Below are 18,526 nucleotides of genomic sequence, written 5' to 3'. Positions count from 1 at the left end.
CTGCGAGGCAGCGACCACAGGGCGGGCAGCGGCAAGCGTTTCGCGATTGACGAGCGCGCGTCTGTGCCAGGCGGGACACTGGGAGCGGCCGTACCCTTCGGGCGGCCCTGCCCCGGTGGCGCCGGACCGGACGTCGTGGTGGGCGATCGGAACGACAGTGGGGATCCAAATGTCCGCCGAGCAGACTGCACCGACTCGCCCCGCACCCGTGGACATGGCACACCATGCGCATCTGTCCGGGGTGTTCGCGCCGCAACGGCAGGAGGTCGACGTCAGCGACCTCGCGATGACCGGCGAGATCCCCGACGACCTGCACGGCAGTTATCTGCGCAACGGACCGAATCCTCGGTTCGATCCGATCGGCTCCTACGTCTATCCGCTCGACGGCGACGCGATGGTGCACCGACTCGACATCGGCGACGGTGCCGCGCACTATCGCAACCGTTTCGTCCGCACACCGATGGTGGTGGCCGAGGAGAAGGCCGGCCATGCCATCTGGTCGGGCCTGACCGACGGGTACACGCCGCCCGCCACCGAGGTGGGGCCAGAGCTCGCCGGAACGTTCCGCCAGCTGCCCGACATCAACGTCGTCGAACACGGTGGTCGGCTGCTCGCGATGGCCGAATCCGATCAGCCCTACCGGCTCGACCCGGCCGACCTGGCGACCATCGCGCGCGACGACTGCGACGGCGCGATGGCAGTGGGCAGTACCGCGCACCCGAAGCTCGACCCCGAGACCGGTGAGCTGGTGCTGTTCAACTACGTACTGGAGGCGCCGTACCTCACGTGGGCGGTGATCGGCCGCGACGGTCAGACGCTCCGACCGCCGACACCGGTGGACGGTGTGGACCGACCCCTGATGATCCACGACATGGCCTTGACGTCGCGCTACGTCGTGCTGTTCCTGTGCCCGTTGGTCTTCGACATCGAGGCGCTGCTCAGTGGTGGCGGGTTGCTGCGGTGGCAACCGGATTCCGGTACCCGCATCGCGCTGATCCCGCGGGACGGTTCCGCGATCGGTTGGATCGACGCCGAGCCGATGTGGGTGTGGCACTTCGCGAATGGGTTCGACACACCGGGCGCGGACACGGTGACCGTCGACTACGTCGAGTGGACCTACCCGGGTGGCTTCGCCGACATGCCGACCCCGGCGACCTCCGCTCTGGTTCGGGCGGTACTCGACCCGGCCCGCGGCACCATCGTCCGGACCACCATGGGCACCAGTGTCAACGTCGAGTTCCCACGAGTCGACGACCGGATGCTCACCCGGTCACATACGCAGGTGGCGACGGTCGGCAAGAGTGCCGGCGACTCCGGCGAACTCGACAGCCTTTGGTTCCACGACCTCCGTTCCGGCAGCGAGTCCTGTTGGCGTCCAGCGGTGGCGATCGGCGAGCCCATCTATCTGCCCGGGACCGAGCGCGACTACTGGGGCGCGTTCGGTACCGATCCGACCGACATGTCGTCGTACTTCTACATCCTGCCCGCCGACGATCCGGCCGCCGGTCCGCTCGCCACCGTGCACATGCCGATCAGGGTGCCGGCGGGGCTGCACGGGGCGTGGCTGCCCGCGATGTGACTACCCGCGATGTGACTACCCGCGACGTGACACCGGGGCGGCCCCGGACACACGACGACCGCCCTCGCAGGTGATACGAGAGCGGTCGTCGGGAGAGGAGAACCCGGGTCGTGAGAGGGGGGCCCGGGGAGGTGTGTCAGGCGTCGTAGCCGAGCAGCGACTTCACCTCGAGGAACTCGTCGAAAGCGTAGTCGCCCCACTCACGGCCGTTACCGCTCTGCTTGTAGCCGCCGAACGGTGCGACCGGATCGAGCTGTGCGCCGTTGAGTGAGATGGAACCGGCGCGGATCCGTGCGCCCACCTTGCGCACCTCGTCGACGTCCTTGCCGGACACATAGCCGGCCAGTCCGTACTCGGTGTCGTTGGCGATCTCGATCGCGTTGTCGAGCGAGTCGTAGCCGATCATCACCAGCACCGGGCCGAAGATCTCGGTGCGTGCGATCTCCATGTCGTTGGTGACCTCGGAGAACACGGTGGGGCGGACGTAGTAGCCGGTGGGCAGCTCATCGGGGCGTCCCGGCCCGCCGAACACCACCTTGGCACCCTCGGCCACACCGCGGTCGATGAGTCCCTGGATCTTGGTGAACTGCGGCTCGGACACCACCGGACCCAACCGGACGTCACCGCTCGGGTCGCCGACGGTGAGGGTGGCCTCGACCGACTTCGCCGCCTCCTCGGCCTCGGCCATCCGGGACGAGGGGACCAGCATTCGGGTGGGTGCGTTGCAGGACTGGCCGGAGTTCATCATCATCGCTGCGACACCGCCGGCAACGTTGGCGGCGAAATCTTCGTCGTCGAGGATGATGTTCGGGCTCTTGCCGCCGAGTTCCTGGGCCACGCGCTTGACGGTCGGTGCGGCGTTCTTGGCCACCTCGATGCCGGCGCGGGTGCTACCGGTGAACGAGACCATGTCGATCCCCGGGTGCGCGGCCAGTGCGGTGCCGACGCCCGGGCCGTCGCCGTTGACAAGGTTGAACACGCCGGCGGGAACGCCTGCGGCATCGAAGATCTCGGCGACGATCGCGGCACTGAACGGGGCCACCTCTGACGGCTTGAGCACCATGGTGCAGCCGGTCGCGAGCGCCGGGGCCACCTTGCACATGACCTGGTTGAGCGGCCAGTTCCACGGGGTGATGAAGCCGCACACGCCAATCGGCTCCTTGACGATCCGCGAGGTCCCGCGATCCTCACTGAAGCTGAAGGTGGGTAGCTGGGCGGCCGCGGTCATCAAATGCGCCAGTCCGATCGGTACCTGGACGTTGTTGGCCAGGCCGCTGGGCGCGCCCATCTCCTCGGTGACTGCCGCGGCGAGATCGGGCATCCGCTTCTGGTACTCGGCGACGACGGCGTTGAGGATGGTGACCCGTTCGTCCACCGACGTTTGGCTCCAGGTCACAAACGCCTTGCGGGCGGCGTCGACGGCCTTGTCGACGTCGGCGGCGGTGCCCAGGGCGACGTGGCCGGCGGCCTTCTCGGTGGCCGGATTGATCACGTCGATGAGGTTGAGCTCGGCGGGCTCGGCCCACGAACCGTCGATGTAGAACTTGGTGATCTCGCGCATGTAGTACCTCCGACTCGACACGTGTTGTCTCCACCACACTATGCCGCCTCCGGGTATCGCCGACGAGGCTTCCGGGAAACGGTGGTTGTCAGATATATCCGTCTCTGATTGAGACGGCGACGAGGTGGTGGACAGGGCTGGGATCATTACAGTGGGAGCATGATCTTCATCGTGGCAAAGTGGCCCATCAAGCCCGAATTCGCCGATCAATGGCCTGATCTCGTACAGAGTTTTACCGAGGCCACCCGCGCCGAGCCGGGCAATAGGTTCTTCGAGTGGGCGCGCAGTCTCGACGATCCGAACACCTACGTGCTCACCGAGGCGTTCGACGATGACGCCGCCGAGGCGCATGTGAACAGCTCGCACTTCCAGGTCGCGACGACCGAGTTGCCGAAGTATCTGCAGCGCACGCCCGACATCATCAACGTCACGCTCGATCAGGACGGCTGGTCGGAGCTGGGGGAGATGTCGGTGGACTGATCCCGTCTGCCGCCGATACGGTGCGGAGGTCACAAGCGGGGACGGTGGCGCCCCACAATTGGTGGTTGTGGGCACACAAGGTCGGGCCCTCTGCCGGAGGACGCGCGATTCCTCGACAGTGGAGCCATGACCGCCACGCTCGAGCGCACCGGAGTTGTCCGTCGTCGTCTCCTTCCCGATCTCGACCATCCGCGTCAGGTGTTCGAGCACCTGACGCCGAACTGGTTCGCTGCGGTGATGGGCACCGGGATCGTCGCGAACGCGGCGATCGTGCTGCCGGTGCAGTCGGCGATCATCACCGCGTTCGCGACCGCGATCTGGCTGCTCGCGTCGGTGCTGCTCGTCGCGATCAGCGTCGCGTTCGCCGTGCATTGGCGTCGCCACGGCGAGACCGCGCGCCGGTATGCCACCGACCCGGTGATGTCGCAGTTCTACGGTGCGTTGCCGATGGCTCTGCTCACCGTCGGCGCGGGCACCCTGCATCTCGGTGAGCCGATCCTGGGCGGCGCGGTCGCACTGTCGATCAGTGGCGTGCTGTGGGCAGCCGGCACCGCGATCGGCGTGGCGACCGCGGTCTGGGTGCCGTTCGCGATGATGACCGCCGAGCAGAAGTCCGAACACGCGGCCCTGCCCGCCTGGCTGATGCCGGTGGTGCCCCCGATGGTGTCGGCGTCCACGGGCGCCGCACTGGTGGCCTACGTTCCGGCTGGACAGCTGCGACTGACGATGCTGGCCGGCTGTTATGCACTGTTCGGCATGAGTTTGATCCTCGGATTGATGACCATGACGTTGATCTATGCCCGACTGCTCCGCGGTGGGGTGCCGGTGTCGCGGTCGGCCCCGACGATCTGGATCACGCTCGGCATGGTCGGCCAGTCGATCACCGCGGCCAACCTCCTCGCAGTCCAGTCGCATCTGGTGTTCACCGGTGGGCACGCACCGATCGCGGTCGGTCTGACCGTGTTCGGCATCGTTTACGGGTTGGTGATGGGTGGCTTCGGCATCGCCATGTTCACACTCGCCGTGGCCGTCACCGTACGAACTGTGCGCCGCGGGCTGCCGTTTGCGCTGACCTGGTGGAGCTTCACCTTTCCCGTCGGCACCTGTGTGACGGGCCTGTGCGCGTTGGGGTTCGCCCTGGACTCCACGCCGATTCGCGATCTGGGTGCCGCGCTCTACGTCGTTCTGCTCGCGGCCTGGGTGACCGTTGCCGCCCGGACCGTACGGGGTGCGATCGGTGGTCGCGTCTTCTTGCCTGCGTGACGCTGCGTCGCGAGCCGGTCAGACGCGGCGGCGCAGGCGCAGGGCACGGGCGAGCGACGCCACTGCGGCGGCGGCCGCCAGGACGACCAGCGGGGCGACGACACCGGTCGAGGGCCGAATGCTGGTGAGTAGCACCGGCAATCCGAACCCCAGGTAGCAGGCGACATAGAACATCCCGGTCACCGCACCCCGGTTCTCCGACGGTGTCATCGTCTCGACATCCATCAGTCCGTCGCGCAGACACAGACCGTAGGCAAGACCCAACACGATCGCGGTGATCACGAACAGGGCCATACTCGGGTGCGCGCCTCCCGCGGCTGCGAGCAGGAAGCCTGCGGCTGCCAGCGCTGCCCCCACGACCCCGGCCGACGGGCCGCTGTGCAGTCGGCGCACCACGAACTGGATGATCACTCCCGACCCCAGACTCAACGCGGCCGCCAGGCCGGGCACCCACGCGCCGTCGTAGCGGTCGGCGATGCGCTCGGCCATCACCACGACGGCGACGGTCACCGACGAGAACACCCACAGCGCCATCGGCACCGACCAGGACAACGCGGCACCCACAGATCGTCGCCCTGGATCGTCGACGGATGCGCCGTGCGCGGTGGGTGCCGGGGTCGCGGGCGTGAGTGCCACTGCCGCCGCGGCCACGGCGATCGACGCGATCCCGGACACCGCGAACGGCATCTCGAGTCGATGCGGGACGAACTCGGCGAGCAGACCGGTGATGACGGGGCCGAGGGCGAAGCCGGTGGTCAGGATGGCCCCGGCCAGCGTCGCTCCGGATCGGCCGCGCAGGTCCGCAGCCCAGGCGGTGCCGGCGCTGATGGTGAGTCCGGCCCCGAGCCCGACGACGAGGCGACCGACGAGCACTCCGGCCTCCTCGTGCCAGACGATCATCATCAGATTTCCGATCCCGGCCAGGACCGCGCCGGTCAACACCACCGGCCGCCGGCCGGTCCGATCCGACAACGTGCCGCCGCCGAACAGGCCCGGCAGCAGCCCGAGTGCGTAGATGCCGAACGCGCCGGTGAGCACAGTTGAGGACAATCCCTTGTCGACCCGCAGGACCGGGATCATCGACGCGAAGTGATTGGCGCCCCATCCAGTGGTGAACAGCACCAGCAGAACCGCGGGGAGGGCAAAGCGTCGTGTGCCGATCTCGTCGATGTTCATCGGGCGAGATTCTGCCGCGTTATACCTGGATTCAACCAATCGCAGCGAAAGGTGAGCGTCGACCATGACCGCACAGCACGAGTTTCATCCCGACCTGGCGCGTTCGGCACGTGTGTTGCCGCGCGGGCTCGCCGGCCCGCGAAGCCTGCGGATCGTCCGCTTCCTACAGGGCGGGCTCGCCCGGCTGCAGCGTGATCGCGGTGTCGAGGTGAGGTCACTGCCCTCCGGCGGCGGGGTGCGCATCTTCCGGCCTACCGGTGGGCGTGCGGTGGCGCCGGCCCTGGTGTGGATTCACGGCGGTGGATTCGTGCTTGGCGAGGCCCGGCAGGACGACGACCTGTGCCGGCGATTGTGCGCCGAAATCGGCGCCGTCGTGATCTCGGTGGACTATCGGTTGGCGCCCGAAAATCCGTTCCCGGCGGCACTCGACGACTGCCACGAGGCCCTGCAGCTCGCCTACGAGATCGATGGTGTGGATGCGTCCCGGGTGGCGATCGGCGGCGCGAGTGCCGGCGGTGGTTTGGCCGCCCAGGTGGCGTTGCGGGTCAAAGAACGTCGCGAGAGCGCACCGGTCCTGCAGCTGCTGGCCTACCCGATGCTCGACGACCGCACCGGCGCCGCCGGACCGTCGCCGATCGAGAACCGATTCAGGATGTGGAACAGCAGTTCCAACCGGTTCGGGTGGGGGGCTTACCTGGGCGGCGCCGCGCCCGAGATCGTCGCGCCGGCTCGTCGCGACGATCTCACCGGACTTGCACCGGCGTGGATCGGCGTCGGCGAACTCGACCTCTTCCATGATGAAGATGTGGCCTACGCGAAGCGCCTACGCGAGTCCGGGGTGGACTGCGCGCTGGAGGTGATCCCCGGCGCCTATCACGCCTTCGACCTGATCCAGACGAACGCGCCGGTGTCCAAGGAGTTCTTCCGGATGCAGACGGCGGCGCTCCGCGCGGCATTCGCCGCATCGGCGTGAGGTGCACCGGCCCGGGCGACCCGACTAGCCGATACTGCTCGCGATCGCGATCACCAGGCCGGCGAGTGTGAGCACCAGCACCACGGTCGCGGCGATCACCGCACGACGTCGGCGCCCGGTGGTCACGGCGTTGATGCCGACGCCGATGCCGATCAGGATCGCCGCAGCATAGACGGCGATGCCGAGGGTGAGCCCGGCGGCATTCGCGTCCGCCATCGCCAGCGGTGTCTCTGTCAGGGCGGGGAACGTGGTCATCGCACGAGTACATCACGCGGGTGGTGCGGTGCTCGGGTGCTGCCCGGGCTTCACACCTGTGCGATCAACCACCGCGCGATGTCGGTGGCCGCACCCGGCTCGGTTGCCACGCCGGCGTGGCCGACCGGATGCTCGACGTAGGTCACCGACATTCCGTTGTGGCGGTAGGTGTCGACCAATCGCGTGACGAGAGGCTGCGGTGCCACCGTGTCGGTGAATCCGGCATCCACGCGAACCGGAATCTGCGCGGGGATATGCAGATTCCGCACGTCGTTGCGCTCGAGAATCTCCACCAGCTTCGCCTTCATCTGCGCGCCCGCGGGGCCGAGTAGCTGGGTCGGTGCGAGTCCGCCGAAGGAGTCGGGCTCGGTGAGTTCGGCATAGCATCGATCCTCGATGTGGGGCAGCAGCACGGTCGCGGATCGACTGAGACCACCGTGCGTCATCAGGTCGGCGAAATCCGGATCCGCTGCTGCCGCGCCACTGCCCAACAGCGCGGCCAGGCCGACCAGTTCATTGATCGCGGGGCCCGCCAGCGGTACGCCGGACAATGCGTCGAGGATTGCGGCCACCTCGGTCGGTGGGGCCAGTGCGGCGACGGCACGAAGCCGTAACCCATTCCACTGTGCCGCCTCGCGGGCGCCGGCCGACAACGCGGCGACCGCGCCCTCCGAGTGGCCGGCGACCACCACGTCGTGGCTGATCCGGGAGTCGTACCGAGAGACCGCGACCGCTGCGTCGATGGTCGAACGCGCCAATGATCCCGCGATGAGGTAGGGATGCGGTCCGGAACCACCGATACCCTCGAAATCCGGGCGCACCACCGCGAATCCGGCGTCGAGCAGATGGGCGATGACCCGATCACCGGAGGTCATCCGAGGCAGCTCCGGATGCGTGGTGGTCGCGGTAGACGGGGCGCAGTGATCCGCGCCGCCGACGGTCATGTGATTCCACACCGCCAGTGGCCATCCGGCGTCCGGGGCCGGCGCGCTCGGCAGCGTGAGGGTGCCGGTCATCTCGGTGCGCACGCCGCGCACCGAGGTGGAGGTGTATCGGATGCGTGAGGTGGTGCTCGCGCCGTCGACGACCATCGGGCCCTCAGCGATCACCTCCGCGGCGACAACGGTGGGTACCGCCTGCGTGGGCGCCGCCTGTGTCGGCGCGGCGGCGGCCCAGGCCACCATGATCGATGCACCGCCGGCGACCATGCGGCACAACGTCGTCCGAATTGCCACGATCACCCCCGTGTCCCCACCCGGTTCCGGACCGGCAGGGTCTGCGTCGCAGACGCTACACCGGCGGCGGGCCGTTGTCCGCGCGATTCAACCGGATGGGGGAATCGATCTCAGCTACGGAGACGGCGTACCAGGATGAACACGATCGCGCCGAGAACCAACGCACCGACGAGCGGTGCCGCGCGCTTGGCCACCGAGCCGCCGGCGTACTGCATGAGGTCAAGCGCCTCTGCCTCGGCGTGCGGCTCGGTGGACGGCTGGACCGGGGTGGTGGCTGCGGCAGCCCCGGCGCCCTCGGATTCAGCCGGCTGCCCGCCCGACGGTGGTGTGGCTGCCGGTTGCGCGGCCGGCGCCGGTTCACCGAGTTTCTTCGACAGGCAGGACGAGAACTGGTCGATGATCTTGCCGCCGACATCCGACAGCATGCCCCGACCGAACTGGGCAGGTTTGCCGGTGATGGCCAGGTCGGTGACAACGGTCCCGGTGGTCTGGTCGCCCTCATCCTTCAGCGTCATCGTGACCGATGCCTTGGCGGTGCCCTGGCCGCGGGATTCCTTGGCGTTGCCCTCGATCACCGCGCGGTGGGCACTCTCGTCTTTCTCGACGAAGGTCCCGGTGCCTTTGTACACCAGGGCAACCGGGCCGATCTTCACTTTGATCTGGCCGGTGAAGCTGTCCCCATCGACCCCGGTCAGGCTGGCACCGGGCATGCACCCGGTGACCCTCTCGGGATCGATCAGGGCATTCCAGACGTCGTCGATCGGTGCGTCGACGGAGAAGGCGTGTTCAAGCTGCATGGTCAGACTCCCGCTGCGGTGACGACGGCTCGGCGTGTGAGCACCTTCGCCAGGTGGGTGCGGTACTCGGCGTCGGCGTTGGTGTCGCTCATCGGTTCGGCGCCCTCGTCGGCGTGGTCGGCGGCCGCCCGGATCACGTCGATGTCTGCGGACTGCCCTACCAGCGCCTGCTCCACTCCGCGGGCCCTGACCGGTACCGCGCCCATGTTGGTCAGTGCGACCGCGGCGTTGCGGATGGTCCCGCCGTCGACGTCGACGGTCGCGGCGACCGCGACCATCGACCAACTCTGTGACACCCGGTGGAACTTCTCGTAGTGGGCGCGCCAACCTGTGTGCTTGGGGATGCGGATGTCGACCAGGATCTCGTCGGGTTCGAGTGCGGTGGTGAAGATGTCGGTGAAGAACTCATCGGCACCGAGGCTGCGTCGGCCGTTGGGCCCGGCGACGGTCATGGTGGTGTCGAGAGCGACGGCCACCGCGCCGAGATCGCCGGCCGGGTCGGCGTGGGCGAGTGAACCGCCGAATGTGCCGCGGTGGCGGATCTGTGGGTCGGCCACCGTCGCGGTGGCCTCGGCGAGCAGCGTGGCGTGTTGGCCGACGAGAGCATCGGTCATGACGTCGTGATGGGTGGTCATCGCCCCGACGACGAGCGCGTCGCCGTCATCGCGCACCCCACGCAGTTCCTCGATCCGGCCGAGATCGATGATCGTGCTGGGTGAGTTCAACCGCAGCCGCAACACCGGCATCAGGCTCTGCCCACCGGCGATGACCTTGGCGTCCTCGCCGGCGTCGGCCAGTGCGGACAGCGCCTCGGCCAGGCTGGTCGGGGCGACGTACTCGAACTCGGACGGAATCACTTGGCACCTCCCTGGGTGGACGAGGAGCGGGCCGCCTCGATGGCTTTCCACACCCGCATCGGACTGCACGGCATCTCGACCTCGGTCACCCCGAGGTGGCGCAGCGCGTCGAGGACCGAGTTGACCACCGCGGGTGTCGAGGCGATGGTGCCTGCCTCGCCGACCCCCTTGACGCCCAGCACATTTCCGGTGGCAGGGGTCTCGGTGCGGTCGGTGATGAAGGGCGGCAGATCCGGAGTGCCCGGCACCAGATACTCCGCGAACGATCCGGACAGCAGCGTGCCCGACTCGTCGTAGATCGCGTCCTCGTACAGGGCCTGCGCGATGCCCTGGGCGAGACCGCCGTGCACCTGTCCTTCCACGATGAGTGGATTGACCACGCTGCCGATGTCGTCGACGCACACGTACTTGCGGATCTTCACGAACCCCGTCTCGGTATCCACCTCGACGGCGCACAGATGCGTGCCATGCGGGAACGAGAAGTTCTCCGGATCGAATGTCGCCTCCGAATCGAGATTCGGCTCAACGCCTTCGGGCATGTCGTGCGCGGCGAACACGGCGAGCGCCACATCGGTGATGCCGACCGCTTTCTCGGTGCCCTTCACCGTGAACTTGCCGTCGGTGAACTCGAGGTCGTCCTCGGCCGCCTCCATCAGGTGCGCGGCGATGGGACGCGCCTTGTCGACCACTTTCTCGGCTGCCTTGACGACGGCCATGCCGCCGACCGCGAGGGAGCGCGAACCGTAGGTGTCGAGTCCGCGTGGCGAGGTCTGGGTGTCGCCGTGTAAGACCTCGACGTCCTCGAAGGGCACGCCGAGTCGGTCGGCGACGATCTGGCTCCACGCCGTCTCGTGACCCTGGCCGTGGGCTGAGCTGCCGGTGACCACCTCGACCTTGCCGGTCGGCAGCATCCGGATCGCGGCGTGTTCCCACCCGCCGGCACCGCCGCCGAGCTGACCCATGATCCGCGACGGCGCGAGGCCACACATCTCGGTGAAGGTGGATACGCCGATGCCCAGTTGCACCGTGTCGCCGCGTTCGCGGCGCTGCGCCTGTTCGCGACGTAGTCCCTCGTAGTCGAACAGCTCCTTCGCCTTTTCGGTCGCCGCCTCGTAATTGCCGGTGTCATAGGTCAATCCGGCGACGGTGTCGAACGGGAACTCCTCGTGGCGGATCCAGTTCTTCTCGCGGAGCGCGAGTGGATCCATGTCGAGTTCGGTGGCGAGCTCGTCCATCATCCGCTCGATGGCGAAGGTGGCCTCCGGACGTCCGGCACCGCGATAGGCGTCGGTGGGCACTTTGTTGGTGAAGACATTGGTGCAGGAGAAGTGATAAGCCGGGAACTTGTAGATGCTGTTGTACATGAACGCGCCCAGGATGGGCACCGCAGCGGTGAACACCCGCAGGGTGGCGCCCATGTCGGCGAGCAACTCGACTTTCATGCCGGTGACCGTGCCATCACGTTTCGCCGACAGGGTGAGCTTCTGGATCTGGTCGCGGCCGTGGTGGGCGGCCTGCATCGACTCACTGCGCGACTCGGTGTATTTCACCGGCTTGCCCAGGCGCCGGGCGATCAGCAGTGCGAGCACCTCTTCCGGGCACACCTGCAGCTTGCCGCCGAATCCGCCGCCGACATCGGGGGCGATGACGCGCAACTTGTGTTCGGGGATGCCGAGTGTCATCGCGAGCATCAATCGCAGGATGTGCGGGACCTGGGTGGCCGACCACATGGTGATCTGGGGGCCCGTCGGGTCGACGACCACCGACCGCGGCTCCATGAACGCGGGGATCAGGCGTTGTTGGCGCAGCGTGCGTTCCACGACGACCTCGGAATCGCGGATCGCGTCCTCCACACTGCTGCCGGTGCCCGCCTCGGCCGAGTCGAACACCCACACTGCCTGGACGTTGGTGCCCATGTCCGGATAGACCAGGTCGGCTCCGTCCTGCGCGGCGGCGGCGAGATCGAGCACGACAGGCAGGTCGTCGTAGTCGATGTCGATGCTCTCCAACGCGTCATGCGCGGCGTACGGATCACGGGCCACGACGATCGCGACCGCCTCGCCGGCGAACCGGACGGTGTCGACTGCGAGCGACGGCGCCGGTGGGACTTTCATGTCCGGCGTGATCTGCATTGCGTTGGGCAGGGAGGCTTGTTCCTCGGCGAGGTCGGCACCGGTGTAGACGGCGACGACGCCGGGCATCTGCTTGGCCGCCTCGGCATCGATGCTTGCGATGCGTGCGTGCGCCATCGGACTGCGCAGGATCGCGATGTGCAGCATGCCGGGCAGCACGATGTTGTCGGTCCAGCGGGTACGGCCGGTGATGAGATGGTCGTCTTCCTTGCGGACGCGGGCCTTGCCGATCTCGTGTTCGGCGGCAGCGCTCGGTTCGACGGTCGCGGTCACTGGGCACCTCCCGTGGCCTGCATTTTGTCGGCGGCGTCGAGGACGGCGGCGACGATGTTCTGGTAGCCGGTGCAGCGGCACAGGTTGCCTTCGAGGCCTTCGCGTACCGCGTGCTCATCGGGACTCGGGTTGTCGCCGAGCAGATCGATCGTCGACATGATCATGCCGGGAGTGCAGTAACCGCATTGCAGGCCGTGGTTGTCGCGGAATGCCGCCTGCACGGGATGCAACGTGCCGTCGCGGGCGAGCCCTTCGACGGTGGTGACGTCGGCGCCGTCGGCCTGCACGGCCAGGACCGAGCAGGACTTGACGCTGTGTCCGTTCAGCAGGACGGTGCAGGCGCCGCAGTTGCTCGTGTCGCAACCGACCACGGTGCCGACCTTGCCCAGCTGATTGCGTAGGTGATGGACGAGTAGCGTCCGTGGTTCGACGTCGTCGGTGTAGGTTGTGCCGTCGACGGTGAGGGTGATGCGCATGGGGCCTCCAATGCATGCCGGCAGTCGTGGGCTGGCGCCGGGCGAAACCTTCCACCGTCACTCTGCGCCACCACTGTGTCCCAGATCACCGAAATCGCGGAATCCGTACTAGGCGCCCCGGATTCGTCGCCGTTATGAGCTGGTGTCCTGCGAGACACGAATCAGGCCTCGCGGACCGCAACCAGCAGTTCCTGCAACGTCGCCAGCGAGTGTCCGGCGAGCAGCAGGTCGAGGTGGGGTAGTGCGGCGGCGATCCCGCCCTGCACGGGCTGGTAGCCGGGCGCACCGGCGTGCGGGTTGACCCACAACACAGCCTTGGCGAGGCGACGCAGGTGTGCCATCTGTTGCCCGAGCAGCGCCGGATCGCCGCGCTCCCAACCGTCGGAGAAGATCACCACCACCGCGCCACGCGCCAATCCCCGTCGACCCCACCGGTCCAGAAAAGCCTGCAGTGTGTCGCCGAGCCGGGTTCCGCCCGCCCAGTCCGGCACGGCGCGACCGGCGGCGGCGAGCGCCAGTTCGGGATCGCGGGCGCGTAACGCCACCGAGAGTCGCGTGAGCCGGGTGCCGAGGGAGAACACCTCGGTCCCGGACGGGTTCGCGCGGGTCACCACATGCGCGAAGCGCAGCAGGGCATCGGCGTAGGGGCTCATCGATCCGGAGACATCCAACAGCAGTACCACGCGGCGTGGCCGGGTGGCGGATCGATGGTGGCTCGGACGTACCGGTTCGCCCCCGGCGGCGAGCATGTCGCGCACGGTGCGTCGTGGATCGACCCGTCCCCGCCGGGCCGGGGTACGACGTAGGGCGGCCCGCCGCGGCGGGCGCGGCCGCAACTCCGCGATGAGTTCGGCGAGGTGGGCGCGTTCGGCCGCCGACAGCGAGGAGATGTCGCGGTGGCGCAGCACCTCGGTGTCGTCGGCGGCCACCGCCAGCTGTGGCCCCGATCCGTCTGTGCGCTGTTCGCCGGCGGTCTGAAGCGCGGCCATCGGGCTGTGCTTGGGCTGGGTGGGGCGTCGGGTGGCGCGTGGGACCTGATCGCCGAACCAGGCGTCGAAGGCGAGATCGAAGCGCGGCTGGTCGTCCGGGTCACGGCACAGGGTTGCCCGGCCGGCCCAATACACCGCGTCGACGTCGGCGAGGTCGATCTCGCGCAGCGCGCGGAGGAACGTTTCGACGGAGTCGGTCGCGACCGGCAGCCCGGCGTGTGTCAGGGTCCGCGCGAACCCAGCGACGCCGATCAGCTCGCCGGTCATGCGAGCAGACGGTCCAGCCCGGCGCGGGCGACGCGATCGAGATCTTCGCGGTACTTCAGGACGGTACCGAGGGTGGCGGCGGCGATCTCGGCGTCGAGCACATCACGATCGAGTTCGCGCAGGGCGCGTGCCCAATCCAGGGTCTCGGCCACGCCCGGTGGTTTCAGCAATTCCAGGCCGCGCAGGACGTGCACTGCCTGTGCCACCTGGGTGGCCAGGTCGTCGGCGATGCCCGGTACCCGGCGATGCATGATGGCGATCTCGCGGTCCAGGTCGGGGTGTTGTAGCCAGTGATAGAGGCATCGGCGTTTGAGCGCGTCGTGCACCTCACGGGTCCGGTTGGAGGTCAGGATCGTCAGTGGCGGCGTTGCGGCCCGGATGTGTCCGAGTTCGGGGATCGTCACCGCGTTCTCGTCCAGCAACTCGAGCAGGAACGCCTCGAACTCGTCGTCGGCGCGGTCGATCTCGTCGACGAGGAGTACACAGGGCGCGTCGGTGAGTGCCTGAAGGAGCGGCCGGGCGAGCAGGAAACGTTCGGTGTAGAGCGAGGATTCGGCTGCGTCGGCGTCCAGAGCGCCGCCGCTGGCCGCTTCGAGTGTGCGCAGGTGCAGCAGTTGGCGCGGGAAATCCCAGTCGTAGAGAGCCTGCGAGGCATCGATGCCCTCGTGACATTGCAGCCGGATCAGTGGCAGTTGCAACGCCTCGGCCAGTGCTACCGCGAGTGAGGTCTTGCCGGTGCCCGGTTCGCCCTCGCAGAACAGGGGTCGTCCCATTCGCAAGGCGAGGAAGGCGGCCATGGCCAGACCGTCATCGGCGAGATAGCCGGTGGACTCGAGAGCCGCCGCGAGTTCGCGCGGCGATCCGGCGGCGGGTCGTGCGTCGGTCACCTCGCGAGCCTATGCCCAGACGCGGCCCGGTAGGTCGGGACCGCGCACATCGCCGTGACGTCCGGGAGATCGCGTTGCGGCCAATCCTGCGGCCCGGGTGTGGCGGCTCCCGATGTTTGGCACGATGAACGCGAGGTCATGCCAGTTACCCACAGCCCGGGAGAGTCATGAGCAACGTCAACATGCCCATTACGATCGGACGACGCAAGGTGCTCGGCGGTGCGGCCGCCGTTGCCGGTGCGGCCGCACTCGCGGCCTGCGGGTCCGACGACAGCACCGATTCGGCGTCCACCACCACGGCCGATGCCGATTCGTCCGGTGCCGAATCGTCCGGGGATGGCGGGCTGCTGCCCGATGCCGCCTCTATCGCCGTCGGTGGGGGTGTGGTGATGGAGGCGGTGAAGACGGTCGTCACCCACCCTGCCGACGGGGAGTACAACGCATTCTCCGCGGTCTGCACCCACAAGGGCTGCACGGTCAGCGATGTCACCGACAACGAGATCATCTGCCCCTGTCACGGCAGCAAGTTCTCCGCCGAGGACGGCAGTGTCATCGAAGGCCCCGCGACCGAGCCGTTGGCATCGCGACCGATCAGCGTCGCCGACGGGAAGGTCACGCTGGGCTGACGCCCGGCGGCGTTGTTCGTCGCCGCCGGTCAGTTCTCGGTCGAGCCCGCCGAGGCGTCGTCGGTGGACGCCGCAGTTTCCGGCGAGGTGTCCGTCTCCGGTGAACTGACGGTGTCGGGCGCGACCCCGCTGTCCGGATCGGCACTGCCCGACGCGGACTCAGCACTCGGTCCGGTCGTGTCCGGCGTGTTGTCGGCGTGGTCGTCCGGGGAGTCCGCGACGACGGTCGGGGCCGGTACCTGGTTGTCGACGCTCGGCCCGGTGTCGACGGACGGCGGCGTGGACTGTGTCGTGGGCGGCGTCGGCTCTGGTGCTTGCGGTACCGGGTCTGGTGCCGCGGCGATCTCCGACGTGCTCGGACTGATTCGGGCGGATGTGGGAGACGGATCATCGGTGGGATCAGTCGCCGATGTGTCTGTGGCAGCGAGAGACTGACTCTGGTCGGCTCCGGTGTCAGGCGCACCGGTGGCCGCGGCCGAGGTCATCGTCACGCTGTATGGGGTGGGGGCAGCCGTGACCGGAACGGCCGAGTTCTCGACTCCAGGTCGCTGCATCGGATAGAAGGCTTCGGCCGCCCGGTTCCAGTCCTCGACATCGTCGGCGGTGTATGGGATGCCCAGTTCGTCGTGCACCCATTGGGTGGCCAGCGCGAGTGGATGTCCGACGTCGTACACCTCGTAGCGTGTGTTGCCGTCGACGCTGTGATAGACCGTCGGGTCGTCGAACCGGTTGATGTCGGCGTATGTCTGCGGTCCGTTGCCGCTGTGGACGGTGAGAAACCCTGCGGCGTCGACGATCAGCGACGACACGGGCCGGTACCACACCCACTGGAAGTTGGCGACGGGGTCGCCGACGACGATCACCGACGTCACGGGAGTGTTCCCGGTCGCGCCGGGGTTGCGGGCCCCGTCGGATTCGATGCCGATCACGCCGGCGATCTGCGGCAGAATCGGCGTATCGGCCAGCCACGACTTGATCCCCCACGGGCTGCGCGGATCGGAGACCAAGACGATCCGTGTCCGTGTGGGATCGAGGTCGCCACCCTCGTGGGCGATCTCGGCTGCATTGCCGACGGCGTCGGCGCCCTGCGAGTAGCCGGTGTAGACCACCATCGGAGGCCCTCCGGGCGCTGCGCCGGCGAACGCGCGCATGACGTCGAGATTGCGGTCGACTGCCACGTCTTTCGAGTCGTCGTAGAGCGGCGCCAGGAAGGGCAGTGTCCCGGTCTTGCCGGCGATGATGGGACCGAACGACTCGGGATAGTTGACCACCAGGGTGGTCCGGCTGCCCATGAGTGGATAGATGCGCGGGAAGAGCGTTGCGTCATCGGTCCCCGGGGTCACGACGATGATCGCGTTTCCGGGCACGTCGTCCAGGAAGTCGAGGCCGTTGGTGTCGTCGGTCGCGTCGTAGACGATGCCGTCGTCGATCAGGTCGTCGACGACGGCGGTGGCGCCCGCCGATGCGGGTCCGAGCGGGCCGAGCGTCGCGATGCACACGGCTCCGGCGACGGCCGATACCGCTGTCGCGCGCGTCGATGTGCTCCGGAATCGGTTCGTTGACAACTGTGCTGGTCGGCGATGCTTACCGCGGTGCGCCAATGTCATTTCTCCGTCACATAGGTGCTGCGGGGCTGAGTGCAGCAATGCTTCGTACCGTGCGATGCCCGATACTTCTGATGACGTTACGGAGATTCGAAATCGCAAATCTATCGACCAAATGTATGAACCTGAATCGTCAATGTAGATGACTGACCCCATTTCTGGGGGCTCGTAGTCGGGTCATGGCCGTCAGATGTGCATGCGTCAACGCCCGGCCATTGCGGTCGGGTGTGGACGCCGCGCATAGCTGTGCCTCGCGTGCGAGACGGCCCTGCGCCTACGGGTGTCGGCAGCGATAGTCGCGGTAGCGAAAGATCCGGTGGACGCGCGGGGTCGCCGCGCAGCGGGGCTCGAGCACCGCCGGTGCCGGTGCGAGGACGGCAGGTACCGACTCGTTCCAGCGCACCCGCCGCACGTCGAGTGTGCGTCGTTTCCCGTCGACTGGGCGCTGTTTCCCGTTGACTGGGCGTCGTTTTCCGTCGGGTGGGCTTTGGTGGCCTGGGCTTTCGTCGTCGACTGTGTGTTCGGCGACGTGGTGGTGTGCGAGCGGGTCGACCTCGGTGGGGTTGTGTGCAGACCCCACGTTGTCGGGGCAGTCGGCTGACGGTCCGCGCACGTCGGGGGTCGGTGCATCGCATCGCGCGGTCCACGTTGTTGATTCGCTACCGTCGCCGGGGTCGTCGTCGGATGTCGGATCAGCGGCGGTGTCGGTGGAAGTCGACTGTGCGGCAGAAGGTTCGACCGTAGTGGTGTCGGGTTCGGTGGGCTCATCGGTGCCGGCGGAGTCCGTGCTCTCGTCGACGGGCGTGGCCGTGGTCTCGGGTGTGACCGCGTTGTCGTCGACCGCCACCGACGGGGTCGCGTCGGCGGCCCGCTTGCGGGTGCGGGCGGTGCAGGTGTCGTAGCCGCATGCGCATTCCAGGCGCACGTCGGGGACGCTGTGGATTTCGGCGAGGGCGATGGCGCGTCGGTGTCCGACGCGGCGGGGGTCGCGGCGGCAGACGCGTTCGGCGATGAGGTCGGCGATGCGGTGTTGGAGGTGGATGGCGTGTTCGGCGCTCAGGCAGGCCGACATTTGCATGTGGCCGAAGGCTTCTTT

Annotated in this window: 16 protein-coding genes and 1 pseudogene; 5 read left to right on the top strand and 12 right to left on the bottom strand. The window is 67.9% G+C overall.

Annotated elements, in window-relative coordinates; all coding sequences use genetic code 11:
* The first annotated feature begins 169 nt into the window (after nt 1–169).
* Nucleotides 170–1,579, top strand: coding sequence for a carotenoid oxygenase family protein (locus tag ACIGKQ_RS09250; protein WP_287014859.1), 1,410 nt, complete (start codon nt 170–172; stop codon nt 1,577–1,579).
* A gap of 136 nt (nt 1,580–1,715) precedes the next feature.
* Here the strand turns inward: ACIGKQ_RS09250 and ACIGKQ_RS09245 are convergent, their stop codons facing one another.
* Nucleotides 1,716–3,140: an aldehyde dehydrogenase family protein gene (locus ACIGKQ_RS09245; RefSeq protein WP_328715844.1), complete on the bottom strand. Its 1,425-nt coding sequence runs from the start codon at nt 3,138–3,140 to the stop codon at nt 1,716–1,718.
* 159 nt (nt 3,141–3,299) lie between these two features.
* Between ACIGKQ_RS09245 and ACIGKQ_RS09240 the strand changes: the two genes are divergently transcribed.
* Both ACIGKQ_RS09240 and ACIGKQ_RS09235 read left to right on the top strand, forming a co-directional pair.
* The gene (locus tag ACIGKQ_RS09240; RefSeq protein ID WP_235723617.1) at nt 3,300–3,620 is read left to right on the top strand and encodes a putative quinol monooxygenase; all 321 of its coding nucleotides are present in this window, start codon (nt 3,300–3,302) and stop codon (nt 3,618–3,620) included.
* 126 nt (nt 3,621–3,746) lie between these two features.
* Nucleotides 3,747–4,883 carry a TDT family transporter gene (locus ACIGKQ_RS09235; RefSeq protein ID WP_266059655.1) on the top strand — a complete coding sequence of 379 codons (1,137 nt, stop codon included), beginning with the start codon at nt 3,747–3,749 and terminating at the stop codon, nt 4,881–4,883.
* 18 nt (nt 4,884–4,901) lie between these two features.
* Here the strand turns inward: ACIGKQ_RS09235 and ACIGKQ_RS09230 are convergent, their stop codons facing one another.
* On the bottom strand, nt 4,902–6,059 hold the full coding sequence (locus tag ACIGKQ_RS09230) for an MFS transporter (RefSeq protein ID WP_266059654.1): 1,158 nt from the start codon (nt 6,057–6,059) through the stop codon (nt 4,902–4,904).
* A 64-nt stretch (nt 6,060–6,123) separates the two neighbouring features.
* Between ACIGKQ_RS09230 and ACIGKQ_RS09225 the strand changes: the two genes are divergently transcribed.
* Complete coding sequence (locus ACIGKQ_RS09225; RefSeq protein WP_266059653.1) at nt 6,124–7,032, top strand: alpha/beta hydrolase; 909 nt, start codon at nt 6,124–6,126, stop codon at nt 7,030–7,032.
* A 24-nt stretch (nt 7,033–7,056) separates the two neighbouring features.
* On the opposite strand, the gene ACIGKQ_RS09220 is transcribed toward ACIGKQ_RS09225, so the two are convergent.
* From ACIGKQ_RS09220 to ACIGKQ_RS09185, 8 genes are all read right to left on the bottom strand, one after another.
* Complete coding sequence (locus tag ACIGKQ_RS09220) at nt 7,057–7,287, bottom strand: hypothetical protein (RefSeq protein WP_235723621.1); 231 nt, start codon at nt 7,285–7,287, stop codon at nt 7,057–7,059.
* 50 nt (nt 7,288–7,337) lie between these two features.
* A complete protein-coding gene (locus ACIGKQ_RS09215) occupies nt 7,338–8,522 on the bottom strand; it encodes an alpha/beta hydrolase (protein WP_396573351.1) in 1,185 nt (394 codons plus the stop codon).
* Nucleotides 8,523–8,632: 110 nt separating this feature from the next.
* Complete coding sequence (locus ACIGKQ_RS09210; RefSeq protein WP_235723623.1) at nt 8,633–9,319, bottom strand: SRPBCC family protein; 687 nt, start codon at nt 9,317–9,319, stop codon at nt 8,633–8,635.
* Nucleotides 9,320–9,321: 2 nt separating this feature from the next.
* Complete coding sequence (locus tag ACIGKQ_RS09205; RefSeq protein ID WP_396573349.1) at nt 9,322–10,176, bottom strand: FAD binding domain-containing protein; 855 nt, start codon at nt 10,174–10,176, stop codon at nt 9,322–9,324.
* Nucleotides 10,173–12,581 carry a xanthine dehydrogenase family protein molybdopterin-binding subunit gene (locus ACIGKQ_RS09200; RefSeq protein WP_396573347.1) on the bottom strand — a complete coding sequence of 803 codons (2,409 nt, stop codon included), beginning with the start codon at nt 12,579–12,581 and terminating at the stop codon, nt 10,173–10,175. Before ACIGKQ_RS09200 ends, ACIGKQ_RS09205 begins: the two co-directional genes overlap by 4 nt.
* The gene (locus ACIGKQ_RS09195) at nt 12,578–13,057 is read right to left on the bottom strand and encodes a (2Fe-2S)-binding protein (RefSeq protein WP_328715836.1); all 480 of its coding nucleotides are present in this window, start codon (nt 13,055–13,057) and stop codon (nt 12,578–12,580) included. Before ACIGKQ_RS09195 ends, ACIGKQ_RS09200 begins: the two co-directional genes overlap by 4 nt.
* Nucleotides 13,058–13,218: 161 nt before the next feature.
* On the bottom strand, nt 13,219–14,313 hold the full coding sequence (locus ACIGKQ_RS09190) for a VWA domain-containing protein (protein WP_328715837.1): 1,095 nt from the start codon (nt 14,311–14,313) through the stop codon (nt 13,219–13,221).
* Nucleotides 14,310–15,200, bottom strand: coding sequence for a MoxR family ATPase (locus ACIGKQ_RS09185; protein ID WP_235723628.1), 891 nt, complete (start codon nt 15,198–15,200; stop codon nt 14,310–14,312). The genes ACIGKQ_RS09190 and ACIGKQ_RS09185 overlap by 4 nt, the downstream gene beginning before the upstream one ends.
* Before the next feature lie 167 nt (nt 15,201–15,367).
* Between ACIGKQ_RS09185 and ACIGKQ_RS09180 the strand changes: the two genes are divergently transcribed.
* Entirely contained in the window at nt 15,368–15,826 is a 459-nt protein-coding gene (locus ACIGKQ_RS09180) for a Rieske (2Fe-2S) protein (protein ID WP_396573344.1), read from the top strand.
* Between the two features lie 29 nt (nt 15,827–15,855).
* Here the strand turns inward: ACIGKQ_RS09180 and ACIGKQ_RS09175 are convergent, their stop codons facing one another.
* Nucleotides 15,856–17,325 (bottom strand): hypothetical protein, encoded by a 1,470-nt coding sequence (locus tag ACIGKQ_RS09175; protein ID WP_396573342.1) that lies wholly within the window; start codon nt 17,323–17,325, stop codon nt 15,856–15,858.
* A gap of 379 nt (nt 17,326–17,704) precedes the next feature.
* Nucleotides 17,705–18,526, bottom strand: a pseudogene (locus ACIGKQ_RS09170) (hypothetical protein); the annotation flags it as partial.

Origin of the sequence: Gordonia sp. NPDC062954 (assembly GCF_044543825.1) — a bacterium.
Taxonomy (GTDB): Bacteria; Actinomycetota; Actinomycetes; order Mycobacteriales; family Mycobacteriaceae; genus Gordonia; species Gordonia tangerina.
Note: the sequence above shows the minus strand (reverse complement) of the source record. Positions and strands in the feature narration are given on the sequence as shown.